Genomic DNA, 21704 nt, shown 5'->3' with positions numbered 1-21704 from the left:
TGAAGAGCTTGCGAAAAGAAAGGTGATGATGCTCCATAGCTAATGAAGAAACGAAACAACTTTCATTCGCGAGGAGAATCATCATGAACGAGTGTATCACACCCACAACGAACCATTTTAGCCCGACAGCGAGTCTCGCCGCCATAGGAGTGAAGTTGAACCAACAAGACCTGTTTGGCCCGATCCGCACCAATGTACACATCAAGCAGAAGACCGTCAAACATACGCCTGCTGACAAGCTCTATGATGCGTGGATCAGCCTGTTGGCCGGAGCCCACGGGCTGGTAGAAATCAATACCCGCCTGCGAACGGACCCAGGCTTGCAAAGGGCCTTTGGACGTTCGGCCTGCGCCGAACAGTCGGTAGTGCAAGAGACTTTAGATGCCTGTACGGCAGACAATGTAACGCAATTGCAGCAAGCGCTCGATGAAATTTTTCGGCGGCACAGTCAAAGCGTTCATCATGACTACCAGGCACGCTTTCTCCTGCTGGATGTGGACATAAGTGGTCTGCCCTGCGGCCCTAAAGCGGCTTTTGCCACCAAGGGGTACTTTGCCGGGCAATATCACCGCCGGGGACGGCAATTGGGCCGTGTACTAGCCACTGAGTACGCGGAAGTGGTCGTTGATCGTCTCTTTGCGGGCAATGTCCAATTGATCAAAGCCTTGCAGCCGTTGGTAGAAGCGGCTGAGGAGACCTTACAACTGGATGAGGCGAAGCGGGCGCGGGCGATTCTGCGCGTGGATGCTGGTGCTGGGACCCTGGATGACCTCAATTGGCTGCTTTCTCGGGGCTATGAGGTCCTGGCGAAAGAGTACTCGGGGCAACGCGTTCTCCGCCTGGCCAAAACAGTTACCGAGTGGGTCCAGGATCCGGACTGGCCCGAACGCTCGTTTGGATGGGTGACCGAGCCTCCTACCAACTATGTCCGTCCCGTCGAGCGCATTGCGGTACGTTGTCGCAGGCAAGATGGCACCTTTGCCTATGGCGTGTTGATCTGCTCGTTGTCGGCTGAGCAGGTGCTCGCGATGCTGGGGCGTACGATCTTGCAAGCGGTTGATCCCGTCGCCGTCTTGGCTGCCTATGTGACCTTCTACGATCTGCGCGGTGGAGGCATCGAAACCTCTTTGAAAGGTGACAAGCAGGGGTTGGGTCTCACCAAACGCAATAAAAAGCGCTTTGAGGCTCAACACATGCTGGTGCTGCTTGGCTCTTTGGCTCACAACGTGGTGATTTGGGCACGCCAGTGGCTGATGAGTCCTCCGATCCAACGCTGCGGCATCTTGCGCATGGTGCGTGATGTGTTTCATATCAGTGGCTTGCTCCGCTTTGACGCCTTGACTCATGTTGTTGAGATTGTCCTGAATCAGGACGCTTGCTTGGCTCGCTCGCTCATCCATCCCTTGCGGGAGTTGCTCACTCCCTTACACATTGTTGCTAGTTTGGGCGAAACTTAGGTACACTAAACATGAACAGAGATTCCTTTCTTTTCCGCGTGAGAAGAGAGGACCGAAGGAACACCCAACGTACGGCAAATACGTTGGGTGTTTTTTTGTGGTGTTATCATCGTTCTCTTTCTCACGCGATCACATCGACACAAGGTCGACGCTTAATTTTATCCATATATGTAGTTTTGAAAACGCTACCTGAACGAATGGGTTGCCCTATTCCCGAAACTATGAGGTATGCGTGACGACGCCTGTGGAAGCGCTCCAGTGACGAGCAGCAGGCTCCGCCATTCAAGGGGGGTCAGCTGTTTTTGCCGGGCGGCAGAATACTCAGGGTGAACCTGGAGACTTGCTAAAGGACCCTGTTGCGTCCACCAGATCCGCTGAATAGGGAAGGGGCTGATCCGAGGAAGCAAGAGAGGGCCATGCACCTGGAGAACGTGATTGAGGTGCCTGGTGGCTGCAGCGCAATCGAGCGAATACCCGGTGTGGGGAACATGGCCCGGAAATGACCAGGATGTGCCAACATGGTGTGTCATAAGCAGACCTTCCTTTGTTCTTCAAGGTGAAGAACAACAAAAAACGCAGCCCGTCCTTCTCCCGAAAGGAGAAGGTGGTAGGACTGCATTTGGCGACGACGAGATGGGTTAGATGAAGTACGAAAGGACGAGGGATTGGAGCGCAGGAAGTTGGTCAGGATCAGCGATATCCACAGACAATTGCGCGTGCAGCATGTGCCAGCGCTCTTGTTGGGCGGCAAGCACCGTTGCCTTGTACTGACCCTCCATTTGCTGGACGTAGAGGCGAAATTGTTCGGCTTTGGTGGTCAGAAACAGCTTGCATTGCTGGGAGTAGAGCTCCAACTGCCGATTGTGCACCATGAACCGGTAGTTCATGGTAGTCTGCGTGAGACTCACAGGTCGACCAATACCGGTAACGACATACAACCCCCAACGAGCCTGCGCCTGATTGCGACCCGCTTGATAGGCTTGAGGAACCTGAGCAATCTCATAGTCGAGACGATCTCGCTCGTAGTCCCAGCGCTGCTCAAATTGCAGGAAGAGTTCGTGCGCGCAGATGGATGCCAGGTGGTGGTGCTCAATCCGTTCTTCCAGATGGCGCAGAAGTTCATCAAGCAGAGGAAGACACAGCGCCAGACAGTCTGGAGTGAGCACGAACTGTTGCACACACTTCTGGATGTAGGTGTGATAGTTGGCCATCCCCCGCTGGATCTGCAAGAGCCGTTGTTCCCAATGATGTTGCTCCTTCTTTACCCACTGGTGAAAAAGACGCTGCTCGGCTTCGACAGCCCAGCGAGGCGTTGTACTCCTTGACCTGGAGACGCTTTGGGCAATTACCAGGTTTGCCTGAGCCGTCTCACAGGCAGCAACCGCACTCAACCACGAGGTAAAGCGGTGTTGTGATGCGCTCACGACATGGTGAAGATGCTCCACAATGCTCACAATGACGGACTCTTCGCGCGCCAGGAGGCAGAGCTGGTTCTGGGTTTCAGTCAGGTCGCGAAGGGCCTGGATAGCGCGGCAGTGTTTCCCGCAGGGGCAGAGTGATCCTTGACTCATGGTTGTGACTCCTTTCTGGATGGGAAAAAAGCACAGAAAGGGGCCACACCTCTTTCATCCCAAGCTGGGGAAAGAGGAGAAGAGTCGCTGATACTCTTGTGTGGGAAAGACCTCCTTTCTGCGCAAAATACGAAGGAAACCGTTGGACGAAAGACGCGAACTCATGCAGGCGGAGATGCTCGACACCTGAATGAGGGTTGCCTGGAAACGCGAAGCAATGGAGAGACTCGACGTTGCTTCGCGTTCCGTGGCGCCACCAGGGCCGAACGGCTCTCTCTCATAGTGACGAGAGAAGAGAGAACCATGCGGCTCTGGTGCAGGCTGCGCCACTGCCTTCCCCTCGGTGCGAGGTGGAAAGGCTCCCCTGGACATCGCCAGGATCCATTCATTCCCTGTGGATGAACAGCAGTTCCACTCTTGTTGTACCCAAAACATCATCTCGGGTCAATGGTGCATTTCCGGGAAGAAAACAGTGAAAATTGAAGCTGAAGAGGGGGTTGCCTGTCACCTCATCGAGAATACGCGCTTCTATTGCGCGCAATTGGCTTGTAGAGCGGGTTTAGCACAGAATAATGTGAGAGATGCAAAGGAAAAAACACGCTGTGTTTCTCTGCATGCGTTCAACTTCGCCCAAAATCGCGAAGTACTTCGCCCACTATTGGGTGGTTTTGTTCTTCCCTTTTTGGAGGGTTTTTCTGTACACTAGAAGCAGGTCGTGTGGCTCTCGCGTTGTGCCTCCCTACCCCTATTATTCTCCACGACCAACACACGCGTGAGGGCCGCACGACCTCATACCGATGAAAGGTAGACAGAACAACATGATCAGTAGAGAGAGTCTCTTGCTATCCTCGCCTGCCCCTGAACATGTGTGCCACGCTCCTGGTCTGCAAGGGCGTGAAGGGCAGCCGATGGCTCTGAGTATGCTGCATCTGGTGCCACTCGCGTTACAGGAGCAAGTGCAACAGTTGTTTGGGTCACAGGACCGGCGTTGTCTCAACGGGCAGGTGTTTCTGAACCAGTGGCTTCGGGTGGCGAGTATCAAGCAGATCCCACTTGTCCCTCATGAGCCTCCTCATCCCGTTGCGGTGCTCACGATCCAGAACCTTCGCGCGTTTTGTAGCTCACCTTCACACGTCTGGCCCTGGTGCTATGACAGTACCGCGAAATACCTGTCGGTGTTACAAGCGGCAGGCCTTCTCTACAAAGTAAGACAGCCTAAAGGGATGGGGACCACCTATTATTTTCCACTGACGTCGACGCCCTGTCTGCCCGTCTCTGTCGAACAGGTGCAGCAGCTCACGCATCGACGTAAAAGCGTCAAACGTTCGCGGGCGCTGCAACGGGTTTCAGCGTATTTGAAGGAGCAGACTACCAGCGTCGAGAGCGATCACGATGGAAAGGAGGCAAGCGACATGAAAACCCGTCCGGGATATCTGAGTCTGGTTCCACCTCCACAGCAGGGACAAGGACCACATGATCATGCTTCCCAGACGATGGAAAAGCATAGTCAGCCATCTGGCGTAGAAGAGCAGGCGGGGCGTACGGTTGAGCGCCTGACGGCGATGATGCAGTCCTATGGAATGCATCTCACTCCTGCCGTGAAAGCATCGATAGCCACTATTATCTGGGAGGAACTGACCCACCCAACGCAGGCGGTCTCATCACAACCACCCGAGGAGCGGGAGCCGGTTCCTTCGTTCTCCGGAACGCAGACGAAACCAGCAGGTGCGGTGATGCATCATGATCGAACGATGATGAGACGCCAAAGTCGACGGTTTCGAAGAAGGTCTAGGATAGTGGAAGAAGATCCTCGACCAGAACGCGATAGGGGAACTCCAGAGGAAAACCGTCGACTTCAACCTACGGCATCGACGTGTGTGGAGCAGGGGAGATATGCTGAGAAACCGTCGACTTCTGTGGAAGACCGTCGACCTGGAGGAAATACCTTAGTGCTTGAGGGAGAACGTCGACCTCAAGCCAAACCGTCGACTTCTGTGGAGAACCGTCGACCTGTGGTGCAAGAAACCGTCGACTTGGGCGGTGCACAAACACAGACCCAGGAGGCGCATACGCGTACACGCGCGCATGCGCGCGTTGAATTCACTTCTCTCACTAATCATCAATTACCAAAAAAAGAAATAGATGATAAAAGTGAAGATGAAGTGAGAGAACAGGGTCTTACAAAAAAACAGGTCGACGGTTTGGTGCGTACCGGAGAGCCGCAAGGTCGACCATCTGCTGCCTGTATCCGTAGAGAGGTCATTGATGAACCTTCCCCCACTCCGGCTTCTCCAGCGCAAGTGGATGTCTCCCTTGTGCCCACAGAGGATGAGGCTGATGCTCCTTTTCGCTCACTTCGAGATCAGGTAGCTGCGATGAAGCGTGTGTATGAACCGGCGGCCCATGAGATGCTGGAAGCGCTGGCTCTGGATTACTCAGAGCGCTTTAGTGAGACGAGTGAGAAAGTCGGCGTCTACCTCAAGCGTCTGCGTGAGCACCCAGAGTGGCTGCATGTGGCGGCGGTGGATGCTCTGGTGCGCACCTGGTTCCCTGATCCTGGACGTCGTGCGGCTCGCTTGGGAGGAGGATGGGTGATCAAGAAATATCGTGAGTATGTGGATGGGCTGGAAGAGCCTCCCGCCGAAATGGTGGCCTGGGCACAGTGGATGTTGAATGGTGGATTGAGCTATAACCACCTGGAGTGGGTGCTGGAAGGTACAGCGCGCAGTGGGCGTATCACGCCAGGTGAGGGAAAGCGTCCTCTTCCCCATGAGGTGATGATTGACGCTGAATGGTTGCAGGAGTTCTGGGCGGCAGGTGGCGCACAAGGTCTGGAGCGCTACGGCTATCTCTTTGTGGATCGTGATGGCGAATTCTTGACCCCTCAGGAGTACGAGCGGCATCGTCAGGCCGCGGTCAATGACATCCTTACCACCCCCTATGATCTTGATGATGCCGAGGCGAGGTATGAGATCCAGACCTATCTGGCCTGGGCTGAGTCTCAGCGGCTTCCTGCGGAGGAAGAGCAAGCTCTTCTGACTGATCTACCACGCCCCTTGCAGCAATGGGTGAGTGCGCTACACAGGCGGATTGATACTGACTGCTACCGCATCGGTGTGCGCCTGGCGCCACGCAGTCGGCGACGGGTCATCGAAATCATTGAGCGTGCCAATCCAGAACGAGTCTGGCATCTGGAGAAGCAACAGCAGATTCTTGCCTGGCTCGAATGGTATGCTCGCGTCGCTGTTGTCGCACGTGAAATGGTGGGTGCTGGAGTCTAACATCTGGAAAGGTTCGAGAGCGAATTGATTGATGTTTATATGACACACCACTCTTCTAGCAAACAAAAATAGATATGATGATACCTGTAACAAGGAAGCATGCGATGAAAAAGAGCGTATCCCCTCTCTCTCAGGTGACGCGGCAGTATGAGCCAGACCACGACAAACAAGTACGCGCGCTTGCACTGATCCTTTGCCTTCCCGTTCCTCGGCCGCGACCGATAGAGGAAGTTCCAAAGGGTGTGGGTAGCGATAGCGCTCAAACTATCGCCGAGGCGAAACGGACCAGAAAAGGATAAACGTAGTGGGGATGGTGAGCATTGCATAGGAGCATAGGTGTGATGGGGACAGTGCCGTTCCCGGACTCATATGCGTACACCACGTCTATAGTGGAATGCCTCCGCAAGGTGGGCTGGAGCAATATCCTCAGAATCAGCAAGATCAGCGATGGTGCGTGCGACCTTGAGAGATCGTAGTGTTGCATCTTTAGTGAACCCAAGGGTGGCCTGGGCATACGTCAGAAGGTGTTGGCTGTCATCGTCGAGTGGACACCATTGGCGTACCTGCTTCTGTGGGATAAACGCGTTCAAGGTGCCAGTGCGTTGTTGTTGTACATGCTGAACATGATGAATGCGGTCTCGCATGAGTGCGAAGGTGTCTGTGCCCCTTTTGGGAGGAAGGATGTGATCGGCAATGCGGGGGACATTGATTTCTATATCAAGGAGGGCGTTGAGTGGTGCCACATGGCGCTTCCAATACTGTTCTCTCCCGCGTGACGAACAGTAGCAGAGCGTCACAGGATCTGAAAAGTACCCGCAAGGGCACGGTTGGCTTGTTGCGAGAAGTTGGATATGTCCCGGGCAGAGCTGGATCGAGGCAACCAGTTCTTTGAGAAGAGCAGGTGGCGTCGCCTCCCCACACTGAAGAAAAAGGAGACACCCATGAGGCAGAGCGTCAATATTCCCTTTCCAGGTATCTGGACTGAGGGACTGTGCCTGCATCGCTGTTGGGGTTTCACCTGTTCCGACGACAATGCATTTCTGACTCGTTGCGTCTCTCTTGCGAGAGGGCCAGGCGCAGGAAGCTATCTGATGCTCCAACGCAGGGCGTAGTGAGGAGGCAAGAGATGCAAATGGGAACATGCTCACTTCAGGGGGGCCATGGAAGAGCAGATGATGCCCTCCACTGACGGCTACTTCTATCGCTCGCTTGACATGCTCGTGACCACGAATCTGGTCAATCACGTTCTCTGAGTTCTCGTGTGGCGTTCCCATGCGACAGTACTCTCTCTACAAAATATAGACTCATTCTTTCAAACGTGTGGCAACCTCTTTTTTTAACAAAGGAAGTGGCCTCTGTTTTGTCATATCACCACTGCTGTACCGAAAGCGAGAAAGAAGAGGAGTATGCAATCCGTCACATAGTCCTTGTTTGCTTGGCCCTATTTGCAGTGTCGCCATTATTGACCCTGGCAGAACCCGAAGGCCTCGCACGTAAACCTTTCTGACGTATGGCGTTCTCACACACCTAAGAGGAGCGCAAGAGAGGAAACGCCGCTTCCCGCGCGCATTCATGTGGGTAAAAGTATTGACTTTTAAGCATGTAAAATGATAAAATAAGTGTAAAGTGATATAATGCATTTTACCAAATTTTGGTATTTTGCAGCAATGCAAGCAATCATCGGTGTTGCGTTTTTCGATGTGAATAAGAGGGGGGACGTATGAAGAAGACCGGGGTCTATCTGCGTGTGAGTACGGAGGAGCAGCGTGAACGGCACACGATTGCTACACAACGCCGTGCTGCGGAACGGTATTTGCAACAGCAGCATGGTGTTCAGGTGCAGTGGTATGAAGACAATGGGGTGAGTGGGATGATTCCTCTTGCTGATCGCCCAGCTGGAGGGCAACTGTTGCATGATGCACGAGAAGGCGTTATTGATCGGGTCGTGGTCTATAAGTTAGATCGGCTTGGCCGTGATCCTCTGGTCATTCTTACTGCGGTGAGTGAGCTTGAAGCGTTGCATATTATCCTTGAAAGCATGACGGAAACGCTTGACCATAACAGTCCATCGGGGAAATTTTTATTGGCGATTCTGAGTGCGGCAGCGGGTCTGGAGCGGGATGTGTTTCTTGAGCGCTCGATTGAGGGGACGAATCGACTTGCCCAGGAAGGGGCGTGGTTGGGTGGTATTGTTCCCTATGGCTATCGTGTGACTGGAAAACAGAGAGATGCTCGACTTTGTATTTCTGATGAGCGTATTGAAGGATGCGAGTATTCTGAAGCGGATATTGTCCGTTTGATCTATCATTTGACGGTGGAAGAAAATAAGTCGTGTTTTGCTATTGCCACGCATCTCAATGATCTTGGAATTTCACCTGTGTATGCGCGTGACCAGCGAACGATGCTGCGAGGGAAGCGGCAGTGTCGCACGAGTGGGAAGTGGACGCCAGGCCGTGTTCGTAGCATGATTGTCAATACGACCTATAAAGGGATCCATTATTATGGTCGTCGCTCGAAAAAGGTACGAGACGTCATTGAGCGTGCTGTACCAGCGATTGTTGAGGCAAGCACGTGGGAACAAGCACAGCAGGTGTTGCAGGGCCATCAACTCTTTAGCAAACGCAATGCCAAACGGCAGTATCTGCTTCGCGGGCTGATGAAATGCGCCCATTGTGGCTTGACCTATGTGGGAACAGGGACTGATGGTAAACGCGACTCCTATTATTATGCCTGCAGTGGAAGACATAGCCGTTCCCTCTTTCATGCGCGTGGTGAAAAATGCTTTGCGAAGGCTGTTTCGGGAGCAGAGATCGAGGCCCTGATCTGGAACGATGTGGAGATGTTTCTCCGTCATCCTGGCGCGTTGCTCTCTCAGTTTGAGACGCAGATGCGTGCGCAGGCGGCCAATTACGATCAACTTCTCCAGTGTATCGCCTCAGAAGAGGCGGTGATACAAGAAAAAGACCAGGAAAAGCAGAGTGTGATTGGCTTATTTCGCAGAGGACGTATCAGTGAGAGTGATCCCGATCAGCAGCTTGATGAGATCGAGGCTGAGACGCAGCAGGTACGAGACCGCTTGGCGCAGGTGCAGGAACAGGTCTCGTTGTTGCAAACACACAGCAGTTCGCTCCAAACGGCGGAGGAGGTACTCTATGCACTTCGGCGTCGGCTGCACGAACGGCTTGAGCAGCCCTTGTCCTGGGAGATCAAGCGTCGGGAGATTGAGGCTCTGGTAAAACAGATTCAGCTGGAAACGGTGGAAGGCAATGATGGAAAGAAAACGGTGCGTGTTTCGGTAACGTATCGTTTTGGTGAGGCTATAGACCTGTGCAAGACGTATCCATCACCTCAGGCATCCCAAGCGTCCCAGGAGGCGAAAGAGCATGTGCTGTTGGGGTCATCATAGAGGACTTTAGGGGCTGATTAGAGGCTCTCGTCGGGGAGATCCAAGCCGAAGTCGGCAATATGATAGTGTCCATCGGGAGCGCGTTCAACCACGCAATAGGGTTCGAGGGGTGGAAGATCGTGGGTGTGCTGCTGCTGCTGTGCGAGCCAGGCAGCGAGAGCCTCGGGCAGATCTGGCATCTGGTCGTGAAGCCAGGTGAGAAAGGCAAGGGCCTGTTCTGGAGTCAGGCGGACGACGCGCCCATCTGAGAGCTGGATGTCATGCATGTTGTTTATGGGGTTTACCTGCTTTCTTCGTGATGTTGAGAGGACCTGGTGGCTCTGCATGCTCTACAGAGAGTATACCGCACAAGGCGTGTTTTTTGTGGAGAGGAGTTCTGTCAGAATTCAGAGGAAGGCTTGTCGCAGTGATCGTTCGCGAGATAGGCTGAGAACAACGACCCAATTGAGAAGGAGCGAACGATTCATGAACTGCCCCCATTGTGCTGCCACTACCACCAAGAATCGAGCGAAGAAAACCAAACTGGGTTATGCGACATTCTCCTGCCCTCATAGTCACTGTGCTTTCAACGAAAGAACTGGTACTCCCTTCAACTCCCTGGAATTTCCTCCCGATAGTGTTTTGCTCGTCGTTTTCTGGCGCCTGCGTTACAAACTGAGCCTGCGTGATCTTGCTGAAATGTTTTGAGCGCGTGGTTTCATCTTTACGCACGAGGCCGTTCGCGATTGGGAAGCACGATTCGCCCCACTGATAGCGGAGCAGTTGCGAATCAAGCGGCATGGGCAGGCGGGAAGATCCTGGCACATTGACGAAACTTACCTGAAAGTGCATGGGAAGTGGTGTTATTTGTATCGAGCTATCGACCAGGATGGAAAGCTGGTGGATTCCATGCTGAGTGAGAAGCGGAATATGGAAGCGGCTAAACGTTTTTTTCGGCAGGCTGTTGACGTTGTTGGTCATATTCCCGAGCAGGTGACGACAGATGGGCATAGTTCCTATCCGCGAGCAATTCGTGAGATAATGGGCAGCGATGTTGCCCATCGAACGAGTAAATATCTCAACCATCGGTTGGAGCAAGACCACCGTGGAATCAAACAACGATACTATCCAATGCGCGGTTTTGGAACAGTTGAAGGGGCAGCACGCTTCTGTTGTGCCTTCGACGAATTGCGCAATTATCTTCGTCCTCGTCGCACCATGGGTGAAGCGGTCTCTCTCCTAGAACAACGACAGGTTTTTCTCCAGCGTCTTGCTGCTCTCCAGACAGCTATACAAGCAGCCTCATAGGTCAACGAGCGAGAGGTGAGCCTTCCATTCGTCCGAGAAGCTTTTCTGTGATCTCAGTTCTGACAGAACCCTTTTAGGCAGAGTTGGCATCTTTTCTTTTTCCTTGAACAGAATTTTGAAAGAAGCTTACTCTGCCTTTCGTTTTTGTCTACCGATTGGATAAAGTCTACCTCAGGTGATCCCAACAATTTTGATATCTGCCGCCAAAGAGAACATGTTTGCTCCTATCAGAAAATGCTACCCGGATTTGCAAATTTTGCGGAAGCCTTTTAAGATCCAGGCCCTTGTCTCTCTCATCAACAGTGCTACTGCTGGATAGACTGAATAGGAGGAACGTACCCATTAGTATTCTCTCTGAGCTTTTTCTTCCGGCACTAGCTTTTGCATGAGCCGACGTTGTGCCTGCTGAAGATGCCGGGCCATCAGAACTGCTGCAGCCTCGGTATTATGCTGTTGAAGCGCGCTAAGAATTTCCTGATGTTCAGAGATAGTTTCCAGCGCTATCCCTGTATGGAAATACAGACGATAGAGATGCAAATGCGCATAGAGGTGCTCAAAAGCGTCCTGAAGAAATATATTGCCGGAAGTTCGCGCAATGATGTTATGGAATACGGCATCTATAGCTGAGAATTGCTGATATTCTTTGTAGGTCTCTCCAATCTTTACCTCCTGCATCGCCAGCACTTGCTGTTCCAGTAGGAGCAAATCATTTTCCGTGATGATTTGTGCCGATTTCCGTGCGGCCATTGGCTCGAGCAGTAAACGCATTTCATAAAGTTGTTGTAAAGACGAAGAATCCAGCAGAGGCGTAGAAGAATATCCACGTAATGGTTCCTTTGTCACCAGCCCCTCTGCTTCCAGCCGTGCCAGCGCCTCGCGAATCGGCGTTTGTGAGACTTGAAGCTGTCGTGCTAGTTTGTCAATATTAATCCGAACTCCAGGTTGTATTTGCTGATCCATGAGTTGGCTTTTAATGTTCTCATAAACTTCACTTGTTAACATATATCGTATAGGTAATTTTAACGCCGAAGCTGGATCTTCCATCTGCTTATCCCTTGCCATGGTGTTTTGCTTCTCCTTTTCCTTTCGCCGCAGTTCAGAGCCGACTCGGCATTGTATATCATATATGATTTCTTGTAGGATATCAACACTCAGCTCTCTTTGTCTGATGAGGTCTCACTTCATGCTGATTTCTATGGATCCGCTCTCTTCCTCGATTTAGCATGCATTACTACGAGAAAAAGCTCCTGGATATCCTGATTCGCTAGCTGCATTTCCCCTTGACAGGCACGAAAAGAGATGTTACGCTACGATAAATCCTATATGATATATGATCTATCGTAGGTAGTCCACTGCTTTGGGCTAAAGGAGGTCAACGTATGGAAATTTCAGTGATGATCAAGGGAGATCATAAGAGATCGATAGCCAGTTTTTCAATAGTCCTCATTGTTGTGGCAATGCTGCAACTGATACTCAGCGCTTGTGGAGGCTCTGGAGGGGCAGGAGGCGTCACGTCTTTAAGGGTACAGGCTACTCAAGGCCCTGGAGCACAGGCCTTGCAGCAAGCCGCCAGTGATTTTGAGAAAAGTCACCCAAACGTCAAAATCAGTATTGAGACAGTCGATGATACCACTTCACGTGGCCCCAATATCAGCGTGCTGAGTTCCCCCAATGCGCCGGATATTGGTTACCTGCAACGTAGCACTGGCGTATACAGCACACTTGTACAAAATAATGAATTGGTAAATCTCGATTCACTATGGCAGAAAAACAATCTTGCCAGCCAATACGGTACACAAGTGGCAAGCTACTTTACCACCAACAGTCATCATTATGCTGTTTTGTTAGATGCCCTCTATATCAGCCCTATTTTCTATCAGAAGCACATCTTCGCGCAGGCACATGTAAGCGCTCCAGCTAATCACCAGTTTACCAGTATGGATCAATGGTATGCATTGGTGAATGGTCTCCACAAGGCTGGATTTGAGGCGCTCGGCGTAGGTGGTGCGAGTCCCTATGACCTCGGGCATGATATGGACGCGCTATTACCGACGGCTGTAACTAAAGAGCAGTCCAATGCCTATCTCACTGACTGGCAGCCAGGTACCCCTGAGACGGCGAAGTATACCGATTCTGGTTTTGTCAACACGCTCCAAACGCTGATGGACTGGAAGCAACGGAACGTCTTTGAAAGTGGCTTCATGGGCTTCCAGGTGCAACAGGTGCAGGGTGAATTTGCAGCAGGGAAGCTGGCGATGATACAGGGTGGAAGCTATTCTCCTAGCTCACTTGAGCAAGCCGGGGTTAATGCGAATGATCTTGGATGGTTTATGCTACCTCCTATGACTCCTGGCGTTATGACTCCGTTCGATGTCTATACAGGGGACAGTTTTGTCATCCCGACGCATGCCAAGCATCAACAACTCGCGGAAGAGTTTCTCTCCTACTTTCTGCAACCAGATATCCTTAATAAATATGCTGCAGCGGGAGGCTCGATTACTCCTTATGCCAACTCACTTTCGGATAGTGTAATCAAGCAGTATGAGCCAATTGTGCAGGATATGCTTGCATATCGGCAAAAGTTTGGCCTCGTGGGTATCTGGGATTCGGACATCCCTGGTGAGATTGGCCAGAAGACAGAGGTTCCCCTCTTACAGGCTATGCTCTCCGGGCAGGCAACTGTCCAGCAAACAGCACAAAAATTCCAGGACGCCCTCGATCATGTACGTAGCGAACCTCCAGCCCCTCTCGATTAACTAAGCACGGATGAACAAAGATCTCCTCGACCTCGTATGCTCAGGCTGCAAGGTCGAGTGAACTTCCCGTCCAGCTTATATGTTCGTGGCAAAAAACAGTGGATGTCCTGTCAAAAAGAGAGGTATGCCTTATAATGGCTGAAATTGCAAAGAAATTACGCTCCTCCGACCAACTCAAGTATCGCCGCAGAACAACGGCGTTGACCTTGCGCCTGATGGTCCTTCCGGGGTTGGTGATGATTTTGCTCTTCATTGTGTATCCCATTGTGCGATCGATCATTTTGAGTTTCGATACGTGGCCTGGTGTAGGGTCAGCTACGTTTGTGGGCTTACAAAACTATCGCACCTTGTTTGCTAACCCCGACTTCTGGGTGTCTCTGCGCAATAACCTTGTCATATGCGTCGTTACTACTCTTTTCTCAATCGCGTTAGGAACAACGTTCGCTGCTGCGATTCATCGGAATGTTCCAGGTGCTCGTTTGTTCAAGGTGGCGTATTTCCTTCCCTATATCATTCCGGCCATTATTGTCACCGTTTTCTGGGAGCTGGCTTTCCAACCAACCGGAGGAATTGTGAACACGCTGTTGGGAGCCTTGCATCTCGGTTCAAACTATGTCTGGCTGGGATCTCCGAATGCGGCTCTTTTTGTCGTCATTTTTGTCAATATCTGGTTCCAGGCTGGTTTTTGCATGATTTTTGTGCTGGCTGCAATGGATGGTATTCCCCCGGAGATTGAAGCTGCTGCCCGACTGGATGGTGTGAATGCGTTTCAAAACTTCTTTTCCATTCTTGTGCCCATATCACGTGAAGTGCTTGTCACTATAGCGATGCTCGAAATGCTCTTTTCATTTCGGCAATTCACGGTCGTGTGGGGCCTCACGCAAGGTGGACCTGGCACGGCGACAAGTGTTCTTGATGTTTTGTTGTATAAGCAGGCCTTCATTTTCACGAACTTCGGTTTGGGATCGGCGATTGCGGTGGTTTCAACTGTTGTCGTTGGACTGATGGCGCTCCTTTTTATTGTTGTATTCAGGCCCGCAGCAATTACTACAGGGGAGGGATAGGTCATAATGGTTCAGTCTAGCATTCAGCCCCCGTTGATAACGCAGGATGAGATAAGGCAAATACCTCGTCGACGACGCATGTGGCAGTTGCACCATCCGTTATGGTACATCGGCTATGCAGTGCTCATTCTCTGGGCGATTATGACGATCGGCCCATTTGTAGAAATGCTCCTGCTCTCTTTTAAGTCGAATTTTGGGATTTATGCTGATCCCTTTGGGCTGGCCGGATTTGCTCCCTCTAACTATCTGGTGGCATGGAATGGGCCGCTGGGACAAGTTGGTTTCGCGACCTATTTTGTCAACACAGTTGAAGTTGCTGTGCTGGCGGTGGTGTTCGGAGTCGGCTTTGGTGTTCTGGCAGGTTATAGTCTGGCGCGGACAAGTGGGCGGTTAAGCAATATTCTCTTCAGATTGTTTGCTCTCAGTTTGAGTATACCTCTCGTTGTGGCGGTTATTCCGATCTATGAGATGCTCGAAAACTGGCAGTTGCTTGATACGCAAATTGGCATTGCGCTGGTCTATGCGGCATTTATTGTGCCAACTGCGACGGTTATCATGCGCTCGTTTTTTGCAACTTTCCCCAAAGAGATGCTCGAAGCTGCTACGCTTGATGGTTGCTCGGAATTGGGCTTGCTCTGGCGTATTGTGCTGCCTCTCTCAAAAGGTGGGCTGGTGGGCGTGATCATTTTGAGCTTGATCTATGTTTGGGGCGAGGTGCAATTCGCTATTGTGCTTTTGAATAGCCCAGAGAACAAGACGTTGGCTGTCGGACTACTGGGCTTTCAGGGGCAGTTTCTCACCAACGAGGGAGCGCTTTTTGCTGGACTCGCTATGGCGACGGTACCCATACTGGTCGCTTATCTGCTCCTCCAGCGCAATATTACAAAAGGGCTGACGTTGGGCGCTTTTCACTAAGTAGTGGGCGCGTGCAGCATTCTTTTATGAAAAACACTATGACACACATCGGAGGGTGATATATGCCGAATGATCAATGGTATGCCTCGCTTGGGCGCAAGTTGCACCTTGATTACCATGAGCCGGAGTGGATGACCGGGATCGCTGAGGGAATGACACCAGAATATACTAGCCAGCAGGTGCGTATGTTCCGTGAGGCGGGCATACAGTCGGTGAGCTTCTTTCTTCATGACCATCATGGGTATTGCTTTTTCCCTACGGAGCAGGGGAAACCGCACCCTCACCTTTCACGCGATTATGCGAAAGCGATGTCAGAGACGTTACATGCTGAGGGCTTAAAAGCAGTCGGTTATTTCTGTGTCTTTACGAATGTCTCTCTCAAAGATCAGCACCCAGACTGGCTTGTGACTCTCCCCGACGGGACCAAACCTTCGGGAGCGTGGCTTCAATACGAAAGTTCGTCTCCCTGCCCTTCATCGCCCTATCTTGAGGAGTATGTGCTCCCGTTGCTGCGTGAGGCAGTGAGTCGCTATGAACTGGATGGCATCTGGCTAGACGGTGGTGCCTGGCTTACCAGCACTCTTTGCCACTGCACTTTTTGTCAGCAGCAGTTCCGCGAGGCTACTGGCCTGGAACTCCCAGTGAGTAGTCCCCACACTCCAAAACGACCCTGGCCGGTGGTCCCAACGACCAGCTGGAGTTCTGGTGATTCTAGCGAGAATGATGTCAGGCTGACAGAGTGGACCACGCAGGATGAGAGCGGCGATAACGAGCAATGGGTTGCGTGGCGAATCTGGAGGCGCGGACAGGTTCAGCATTATCTCAATTCCGTGGCTGAGGCGCTCAAGTCTATTCGTCCTTCGCTGCTCTTCACCGACAACGCGAGTGGCCGCTGGTCGAGCCCGCTTGTATTGACAGAGAATGGTCGCTTCGTGCGCTGGCTTAGCCCTGACGAGCTAGCGATCGATTTCTTCTCCTGTGATCCCGTGCCAATGGGAGGCCACCATGAAATTGTCCTGAGCAGAGAGGGACGCTATCAGGCAACGATTGGGAGACCCTTTGATTTCATGAATGAGCGCTTTCACCGCTGGGGAGAGTGGCAACTCCGCTCGCTGACAGACTTTAAGCTCGAGTTTGCGACGATCCTTGCGGTCGGAGGCACCTGCAACTTTTCCGACCAGCCCTATCCAGATGGCACACTGGAGCCAGCTGTCTACGATGCTCTCCGCGAAGGCTACGACTTTGTTCAGAAGCGTGAGCCGTTCGTGCTAGGGAATGAGCCGGTACCAGAAGTGGCTCTTCTTGCCAGTGGTCCCTCTCAGCTCTTTGGTCCGCTGGGCAATGGCCGTGACGCAGAACGACCGCTGGGGCCCGTAGGAAGCGCGGACACAGAGAGGAGAACGGATCGAGTCGCTGGCGCTCACTTGCTGCTCGTTGAGGGGGGATTACACTGCTTGATTTACGATGAGCCCACCCTCCGTCGTGAACTGAGCAAGCAATCTGCCGTGATCATACCAGAGCAGTGCTTGCTCGAAGAAGCGACAATCGAGGCATTGGATCAGTACGTGCGTGATGGTGGTCGCTTGCTGGTGACGGGTCGAAGTGGATGGTGGGATGAACAGTATCGCTGGCAGGGAACGGAACGACTGGCGAAGATATTGGGTCTGGAGATACAGAGCAAGCTTCCCTCGCCAATTTACTATACCCGGCTTACCCCTGAGCTGCGTCATCTGCAAGAGCTCCCAGACATGCCAATGCAATTATGGGGGACAGCGTTCCGGGTTCAGCCGCAGAGTGCGCAGAGCCTTGCGGACCTGATCGCACCGCGAGATGACGTCTGGCGCGACGGTATTCAGGATGAGGCACACTGGCAGCACTATACCACATTTGGGGCCTGCCCTCCGGGTCAAAAGGTCGTTGGTCCTGCCATCACTATCAACCACTATGGCAAAGGAATTGCGGCCTTCATTGCGGTAGATCCTTTCGCTTCCTATTACCGTGATGGACATGCCCAGACTCGCAGTATGGTGCTGGCATTGCTGGAGCTTGTGTTACCCACGAAAGAGCGGAAGCTCAGTGTTGAGAAGCCTTTGCACATGGAGGTATCGCTTCAGCGCAAAGATGATACCTCCGTTGTGCATCTCGTGAACTTCTTCGCACAAAAACGTCTGGGGACGCTGATACACAATGAGCAGGTTGTTCCTGTGCGAGGGGTCCAGGTGCGAGTTCGGAGGGAGAGTGCTCCTTTGTCAGTGACCTTAGAGCCAGAAGGGAAGCCTCTTGAATGGACATACGATGAGCATGTGGTAACAGTGCAGGTGCCTGAAGTCGAGATCCATGCTATGGTCGTCATACGATGAGCTTGTAGACCGCAAGAGTTGATTACAGCAAATGACTCACGATCGAAAAAGGATACAATTGGGATGAAAATCACGCAAGTAGAGGTGTCCCTCTATGATCTTATGCCAGAGCGTCCGCGCCATGATGCGATCCAGGCTTTCGTCAAGCAGGAGACGATCCTGGTTGATATCACCACGGCTGATGGCCTGACGGGAACGGGTTATGCCTATACCATCGGCACGGGGGGTCGGGCCATTCTCGAACTCCTGCGCCACAATCTTATTCCACTCCTTATTGGCGAGGATGCCAGGCAGATTGAGGCCATCTGGCAGAAGCTATTCTGGTTTACGCATGGGACGGCGGTAGGTCCTATCACCAGTCTTGCGCTTGCCGCCGTAGATACTGCCCTGTGGGATCTGCGTGGCAAAGCGTTAGGGCAGCCGCTCTGGTTGCTGGCGGGTGGTGCTCAGCGCCAGGTACCTCTCTACGACACAGAGGGAGGTTGGCTGCAGCTCTCTACAGAAGAGCTTGTCGAGGGGGCCAGGCAGTCCAGGGCACAGGGCTGGCCTGGTGTGAAGATCAAGGTTGGCAAGCCAGATCCCTCTGAGGACCTGGAACGCCTGCAGGCGGTACGTGAGGCTGTGGGACCGCGCATGCACTTGATGATAGACGCCAATCAATCGATGACCTATGCCGAAGCCAAACGACGAGCGCGCCTGTTTGAATCGGTCGATGTCTACTGGTTCGAGGAGCCATTGCCTGCTGAGGACATCAGCGGTCATCGTCTCCTGGCGCAATCTACCAGCATTCCGATTGCAGTCGGGGAGAGCTTATACTCAGCCAGTCACTTCCGTGAGTATCTGGCAACCGGAGCAGCCGGTATCGTCCAGGCCGACGTAGCGCGTGTAGGAGGAATCACCCCATGGCTGAAGATAGCGCACCTTGCCGAGTCCTTTAACGTCAAGATCGCGCCTCACTTCCTGATGGAGCTGCATGTCAGCTTGGCTGCTGCCGTGCCCAACGCTCTCTACGTGGAGCACATCCCACAACTGCGCATGGTTACACACTCGCAGATAGAGGTCGTAGATGGGAACGCAGTCGCGCCATCCGAGCCCGGAATCGGGATAGATTGGGATCGAAAGGCTATGGAAGCGCTACGCGTAATGATTTGATGGTATATGTTGTAGGTTGAGACTAGAAACGAAAAGTGTGAATTTGCTCATTTTATGGGTCTTCCGCTCCTTTGAAACGTCATGCGCCGCTGACGCGGCGCACCACTCCGTATGAAACGCGAATACCAGGGCTTTTTTAGGTGTTTCAGAATATGTCAAGTATCCACTTTGCTAGACAACAAAATAGGGAGGCACAAAACTTTTCTTCTTGTAGAGAAGAAGGAACGCGCTTGTTTCAACGTTCGGGGAAATGCATTGATCGTATACCTCACCGCTCTGAATCCTGATCTATCTCAAGCATTGAGTGTGCCAAAGGACGTGCCTATCGGTGTGCCCGAAGAGAGGAGAGGATCAGTGCAAGAACGATCCCTTGCACTGATCCTTTCCAGGTCACTCTGGAATTGACCTGATTTGGAAGAGTACCTGAAGTGAAGGGTGAAGGACGAGTATCTCTTGTCTCGCGGAGGAACCACGAACAGCACAAAAAACCTTGATTGTTATCTGCACGGGTGCCCGTGCGGATTCTTCAGTGATCCTATCAAAGAGTGCGTCTGTTCGCCGACGGCAATTGCGCGCTATCAGAAGCGCATGAGTGGTCCCCTATTGGATCGCATCGATATTCATGTCGAGGTGCCACGCGTCGACTACGAGAAGCTCTCTGAGAAGCGCAGTGTGGAATCCTCTGCTGTCATTCGCGCACGTGTCCAGGAAGCACGCGAGCGTCAATTGAGGCGCTTTGCAGGCTCTAGTTTTACCTGTAACGCGGAGATGGGACCAGCCGAGGTGCGTGCCTTCTGCGAGCATGATGAGGCGGCTGAACGCTTGATTAAAGCAGCGATGCAGCAGTTGCATCTCTCGGCTCGCGCCTATCACCGCGTCTTAAAACTGGCGCGCAGTATCGCCGATCTGGCTGGCAGTGACATCATTAGCGCGACCCATATCGCTGAGGCCATTCAGTATCGCCCCAAGGTGGGGCGCTAGCATTTGCCCACCCATACGCACCAACTTAAGAAAGGATGAGGTAAAGATCGGCTCCATCTGCGATGATATCAGAAAGAAAACCCCGATATCGAGAACAGAAGGAGCCATATCATGACAAATGTAGCACAAGTCGAGCAGTCTTTGAAACACATCCTGGAGGACCGAGCCAATGTGTTAGCTCGCGAAACCGGTTGTATTGAACGGCAGAGAAAATTCAGCGGAGCCGATCTGCTTCAAACGCTGGTCTTTGGCTGGCTAAGCCATCCTGAGGCCAGTCTGGAGACGCTAGCATCAGTGGCGACGCTTCGGGAGATAGAGGTGACAGATACGGCGGTCCACAAGCGCTTCACCCAAGCATGTGCCCATTTCCTGCATGCCATTTTGGAGGAGATGACTGGTGTTGTCGTGGAGGCGGATCGGCAAGTGCCTCTGGAATTGGTGAACCGATTTGAAGCAATCATGCTCGAAGACAGCAGTACTGTCGCGCTGCCAAATGAGTTGGTTACCTGCTGGCAAGGCTGCGGTGGAGCGCCTGGAGAAGGTCACGCGGCAGTCAAACTCCATGTGCGCTGGGAATTAAAGCGAGGGGGCCTGCAAGGGCCAAAGCTCACCCCCGGCCGCACAAGTGATCGGTCCAGCCCTTTGAAAGAGGAACTACTGCCCGCTGGCAGTTTATATATCGCGGATCTGGGATACCTGGACTGGGGAAGCATTGCAGCCCGGCGAGCGGCTGATAGTTACACGCTGACTCGCGCTCAAGCCAGAACCCTGTATTGGACGGTGGAGGGCAAACCACTGAAGTTGGACCCCCTGCTTCCGCGCCAGGTAGGACAGACGAAAGAACTTTGGGTGAGGGTTGCCGATGAGCACCGTTATCTGATGCGCTTGCTCATCATCCGGGTTCCCGAGGAAGTAGCCAAGCGGCGACGCGCCGATCTGGAAACAGAGGCGTTGCGACGAAACCGCCCGCTTGGGCAAAGGGCCTGGGAACTCGCTGATTGGACAATCTTGCTCACCGATGCTCCTGCTCACCTGCTCAGTTTGCAGGAAGCTCTGGTGCTCCTACGAGAGCGGTGGCAGATGGAGCTGCTTTACAAATTATGGAAGCAGTACGGACGAATTGATGACTGGCGAACGGAAAATCCGTGGCGAATCCTCTGTGAACTGTATGCCAAGCTCATTGGGCTGCTTCTGCAACACTGGCTCGTCATTCTGTTCGCCTGGCAAGATGAACAGCGCAGCTTGGTCAAGCTGGCCCAGGTCGTTCGCGATGCAGCTTGTTCTCTCCTCGAAGCTCTGGCAGGCAACGGCTCACTTGACTCTGCCTTCCAAAGCATCCAACATCGCATGCGTTCAGGCTGTCAAATGAACAAGCGCAAAAAGCATCCCAATTCCACCCAACTCCTCCAGCGGAGATCGACGGGCTGGGTCCTCGATCCTTAAGTTGGTGCGTATGGGCGCTAGCATTTGCCCA

17 protein-coding genes and 1 pseudogene are annotated in these 21704 nt (G+C 52.7%); 13 read left to right on the top strand and 5 right to left on the bottom strand.

Annotated features, from left to right (window positions below; all coding sequences use genetic code 11):
- Positions 1 to 83: 83 nt before the first annotated feature.
- Entirely contained in the window at positions 84 to 1457 is a 1374-nt protein-coding gene (locus KRAC_RS05190; RefSeq protein ID WP_007905013.1) for a hypothetical protein, read from the top strand.
- Between the two features lie 185 nt (positions 1458 to 1642).
- On the opposite strand, the gene KRAC_RS05185 is transcribed toward KRAC_RS05190, so the two are convergent.
- Complete coding sequence (locus KRAC_RS05185) at positions 1643 to 1987, bottom strand: hypothetical protein (protein ID WP_007905012.1); 345 nt, start codon at positions 1985 to 1987, stop codon at positions 1643 to 1645.
- 108 nt (positions 1988 to 2095) lie between these two features.
- Entirely contained in the window at positions 2096 to 3028 is a 933-nt protein-coding gene (locus KRAC_RS05180; RefSeq protein WP_007905011.1) for a hypothetical protein, read from the bottom strand.
- A gap of 394 nt (positions 3029 to 3422) precedes the next feature.
- On the opposite strand from KRAC_RS05180, the gene KRAC_RS05170 reads away from it, so the two are divergent.
- The 3 genes from KRAC_RS05170 (at position 3423) to KRAC_RS05160 (ending at position 6608) form a co-directional block, all read left to right on the top strand.
- Positions 3423 to 3734 carry a hypothetical protein gene (locus KRAC_RS05170; protein ID WP_157506313.1) on the top strand — a complete coding sequence of 104 codons (312 nt, stop codon included), beginning with the start codon at positions 3423 to 3425 and terminating at the stop codon, positions 3732 to 3734.
- Positions 3735 to 3846: 112 nt separating this feature from the next.
- Positions 3847 to 6309 carry a hypothetical protein gene (locus tag KRAC_RS05165; protein ID WP_040441923.1) on the top strand — a complete coding sequence of 821 codons (2463 nt, stop codon included), beginning with the start codon at positions 3847 to 3849 and terminating at the stop codon, positions 6307 to 6309.
- A gap of 104 nt (positions 6310 to 6413) precedes the next feature.
- Entirely contained in the window at positions 6414 to 6608 is a 195-nt protein-coding gene (locus tag KRAC_RS05160; RefSeq protein ID WP_007905008.1) for a hypothetical protein, read from the top strand.
- Positions 6609 to 6674: 66 nt separating this feature from the next.
- Here KRAC_RS05160 and KRAC_RS05155 read toward each other — a convergent pair whose 3' ends face one another.
- Positions 6675 to 7583, bottom strand: coding sequence for a magnesium chelatase subunit ChlI family protein (locus KRAC_RS05155; RefSeq protein WP_007905007.1), 909 nt, complete (start codon positions 7581 to 7583; stop codon positions 6675 to 6677).
- Between the two features lie 446 nt (positions 7584 to 8029).
- Here KRAC_RS05155 and KRAC_RS05150 point away from each other — a divergent pair, with 446 nt between their 5' ends.
- A complete protein-coding gene (locus KRAC_RS05150) occupies positions 8030 to 9715 on the top strand; it encodes a recombinase family protein (protein ID WP_007905006.1) in 1686 nt (561 codons plus the stop codon).
- A gap of 17 nt (positions 9716 to 9732) precedes the next feature.
- Here KRAC_RS05150 and KRAC_RS05145 read toward each other — a convergent pair whose 3' ends face one another.
- The gene (locus tag KRAC_RS05145) at positions 9733 to 9981 is read right to left on the bottom strand and encodes a hypothetical protein (protein WP_040441921.1); all 249 of its coding nucleotides are present in this window, start codon (positions 9979 to 9981) and stop codon (positions 9733 to 9735) included.
- A gap of 199 nt (positions 9982 to 10180) precedes the next feature.
- On the opposite strand from KRAC_RS05145, the pseudogene KRAC_RS05140 reads away from it, so the two are divergent.
- Positions 10181 to 11002, top strand: a pseudogene (locus tag KRAC_RS05140) (IS6 family transposase).
- Between the two features lie 342 nt (positions 11003 to 11344).
- On the opposite strand, the gene KRAC_RS05135 reads toward KRAC_RS05140, so the two are convergent.
- Complete coding sequence (locus tag KRAC_RS05135; RefSeq protein ID WP_007905004.1) at positions 11345 to 12064, bottom strand: GntR family transcriptional regulator; 720 nt, start codon at positions 12062 to 12064, stop codon at positions 11345 to 11347.
- 317 nt (positions 12065 to 12381) lie between these two features.
- On the opposite strand from KRAC_RS05135, the gene KRAC_RS05130 reads away from it, so the two are divergent.
- The 7 genes from KRAC_RS05130 (at position 12382) to KRAC_RS05100 (ending at position 21673) form a co-directional block, all read left to right on the top strand.
- Complete coding sequence (locus tag KRAC_RS05130) at positions 12382 to 13758, top strand: ABC transporter substrate-binding protein (protein WP_007905003.1); 1377 nt, start codon at positions 12382 to 12384, stop codon at positions 13756 to 13758.
- Between the two features lie 134 nt (positions 13759 to 13892).
- Positions 13893 to 14822 (top strand): carbohydrate ABC transporter permease, encoded by a 930-nt coding sequence (locus tag KRAC_RS05125; protein ID WP_007905002.1) that lies wholly within the window; start codon positions 13893 to 13895, stop codon positions 14820 to 14822.
- 6 nt (positions 14823 to 14828) lie between these two features.
- On the top strand, positions 14829 to 15737 hold the full coding sequence (locus KRAC_RS05120; protein ID WP_007905001.1) for a carbohydrate ABC transporter permease: 909 nt from the start codon (positions 14829 to 14831) through the stop codon (positions 15735 to 15737).
- 62 nt (positions 15738 to 15799) lie between these two features.
- The gene (locus KRAC_RS05115) at positions 15800 to 18097 is read left to right on the top strand and encodes a family 10 glycosylhydrolase (protein WP_007905000.1); all 2298 of its coding nucleotides are present in this window, start codon (positions 15800 to 15802) and stop codon (positions 18095 to 18097) included.
- A gap of 63 nt (positions 18098 to 18160) precedes the next feature.
- Complete coding sequence (locus tag KRAC_RS05110) at positions 18161 to 19249, top strand: mandelate racemase/muconate lactonizing enzyme family protein (RefSeq protein WP_007904999.1); 1089 nt, start codon at positions 18161 to 18163, stop codon at positions 19247 to 19249.
- A 435-nt stretch (positions 19250 to 19684) separates the two neighbouring features.
- Positions 19685 to 20230 (top strand): magnesium chelatase subunit ChlI family protein, encoded by a 546-nt coding sequence (locus KRAC_RS05105; protein ID WP_040441920.1) that lies wholly within the window; start codon positions 19685 to 19687, stop codon positions 20228 to 20230.
- Between the two features lie 111 nt (positions 20231 to 20341).
- Positions 20342 to 21673, top strand: a complete 1332-nt coding sequence (locus KRAC_RS05100) for an IS4 family transposase (RefSeq protein WP_007904998.1) — start codon at positions 20342 to 20344, stop codon at positions 21671 to 21673.
- Positions 21674 to 21704 lie beyond the last annotated feature (31 nt).

The sequence above is a fragment of the Ktedonobacter racemifer DSM 44963 genome (genome assembly GCF_000178855.1).
Classification (GTDB): Bacteria; Chloroflexota; Ktedonobacteria; order Ktedonobacterales; family Ktedonobacteraceae; genus Ktedonobacter; species Ktedonobacter racemifer.
The sequence above is the reverse complement of the archived record's forward strand: the minus strand, read 5'-3'. Positions and strand labels throughout refer to the sequence as shown.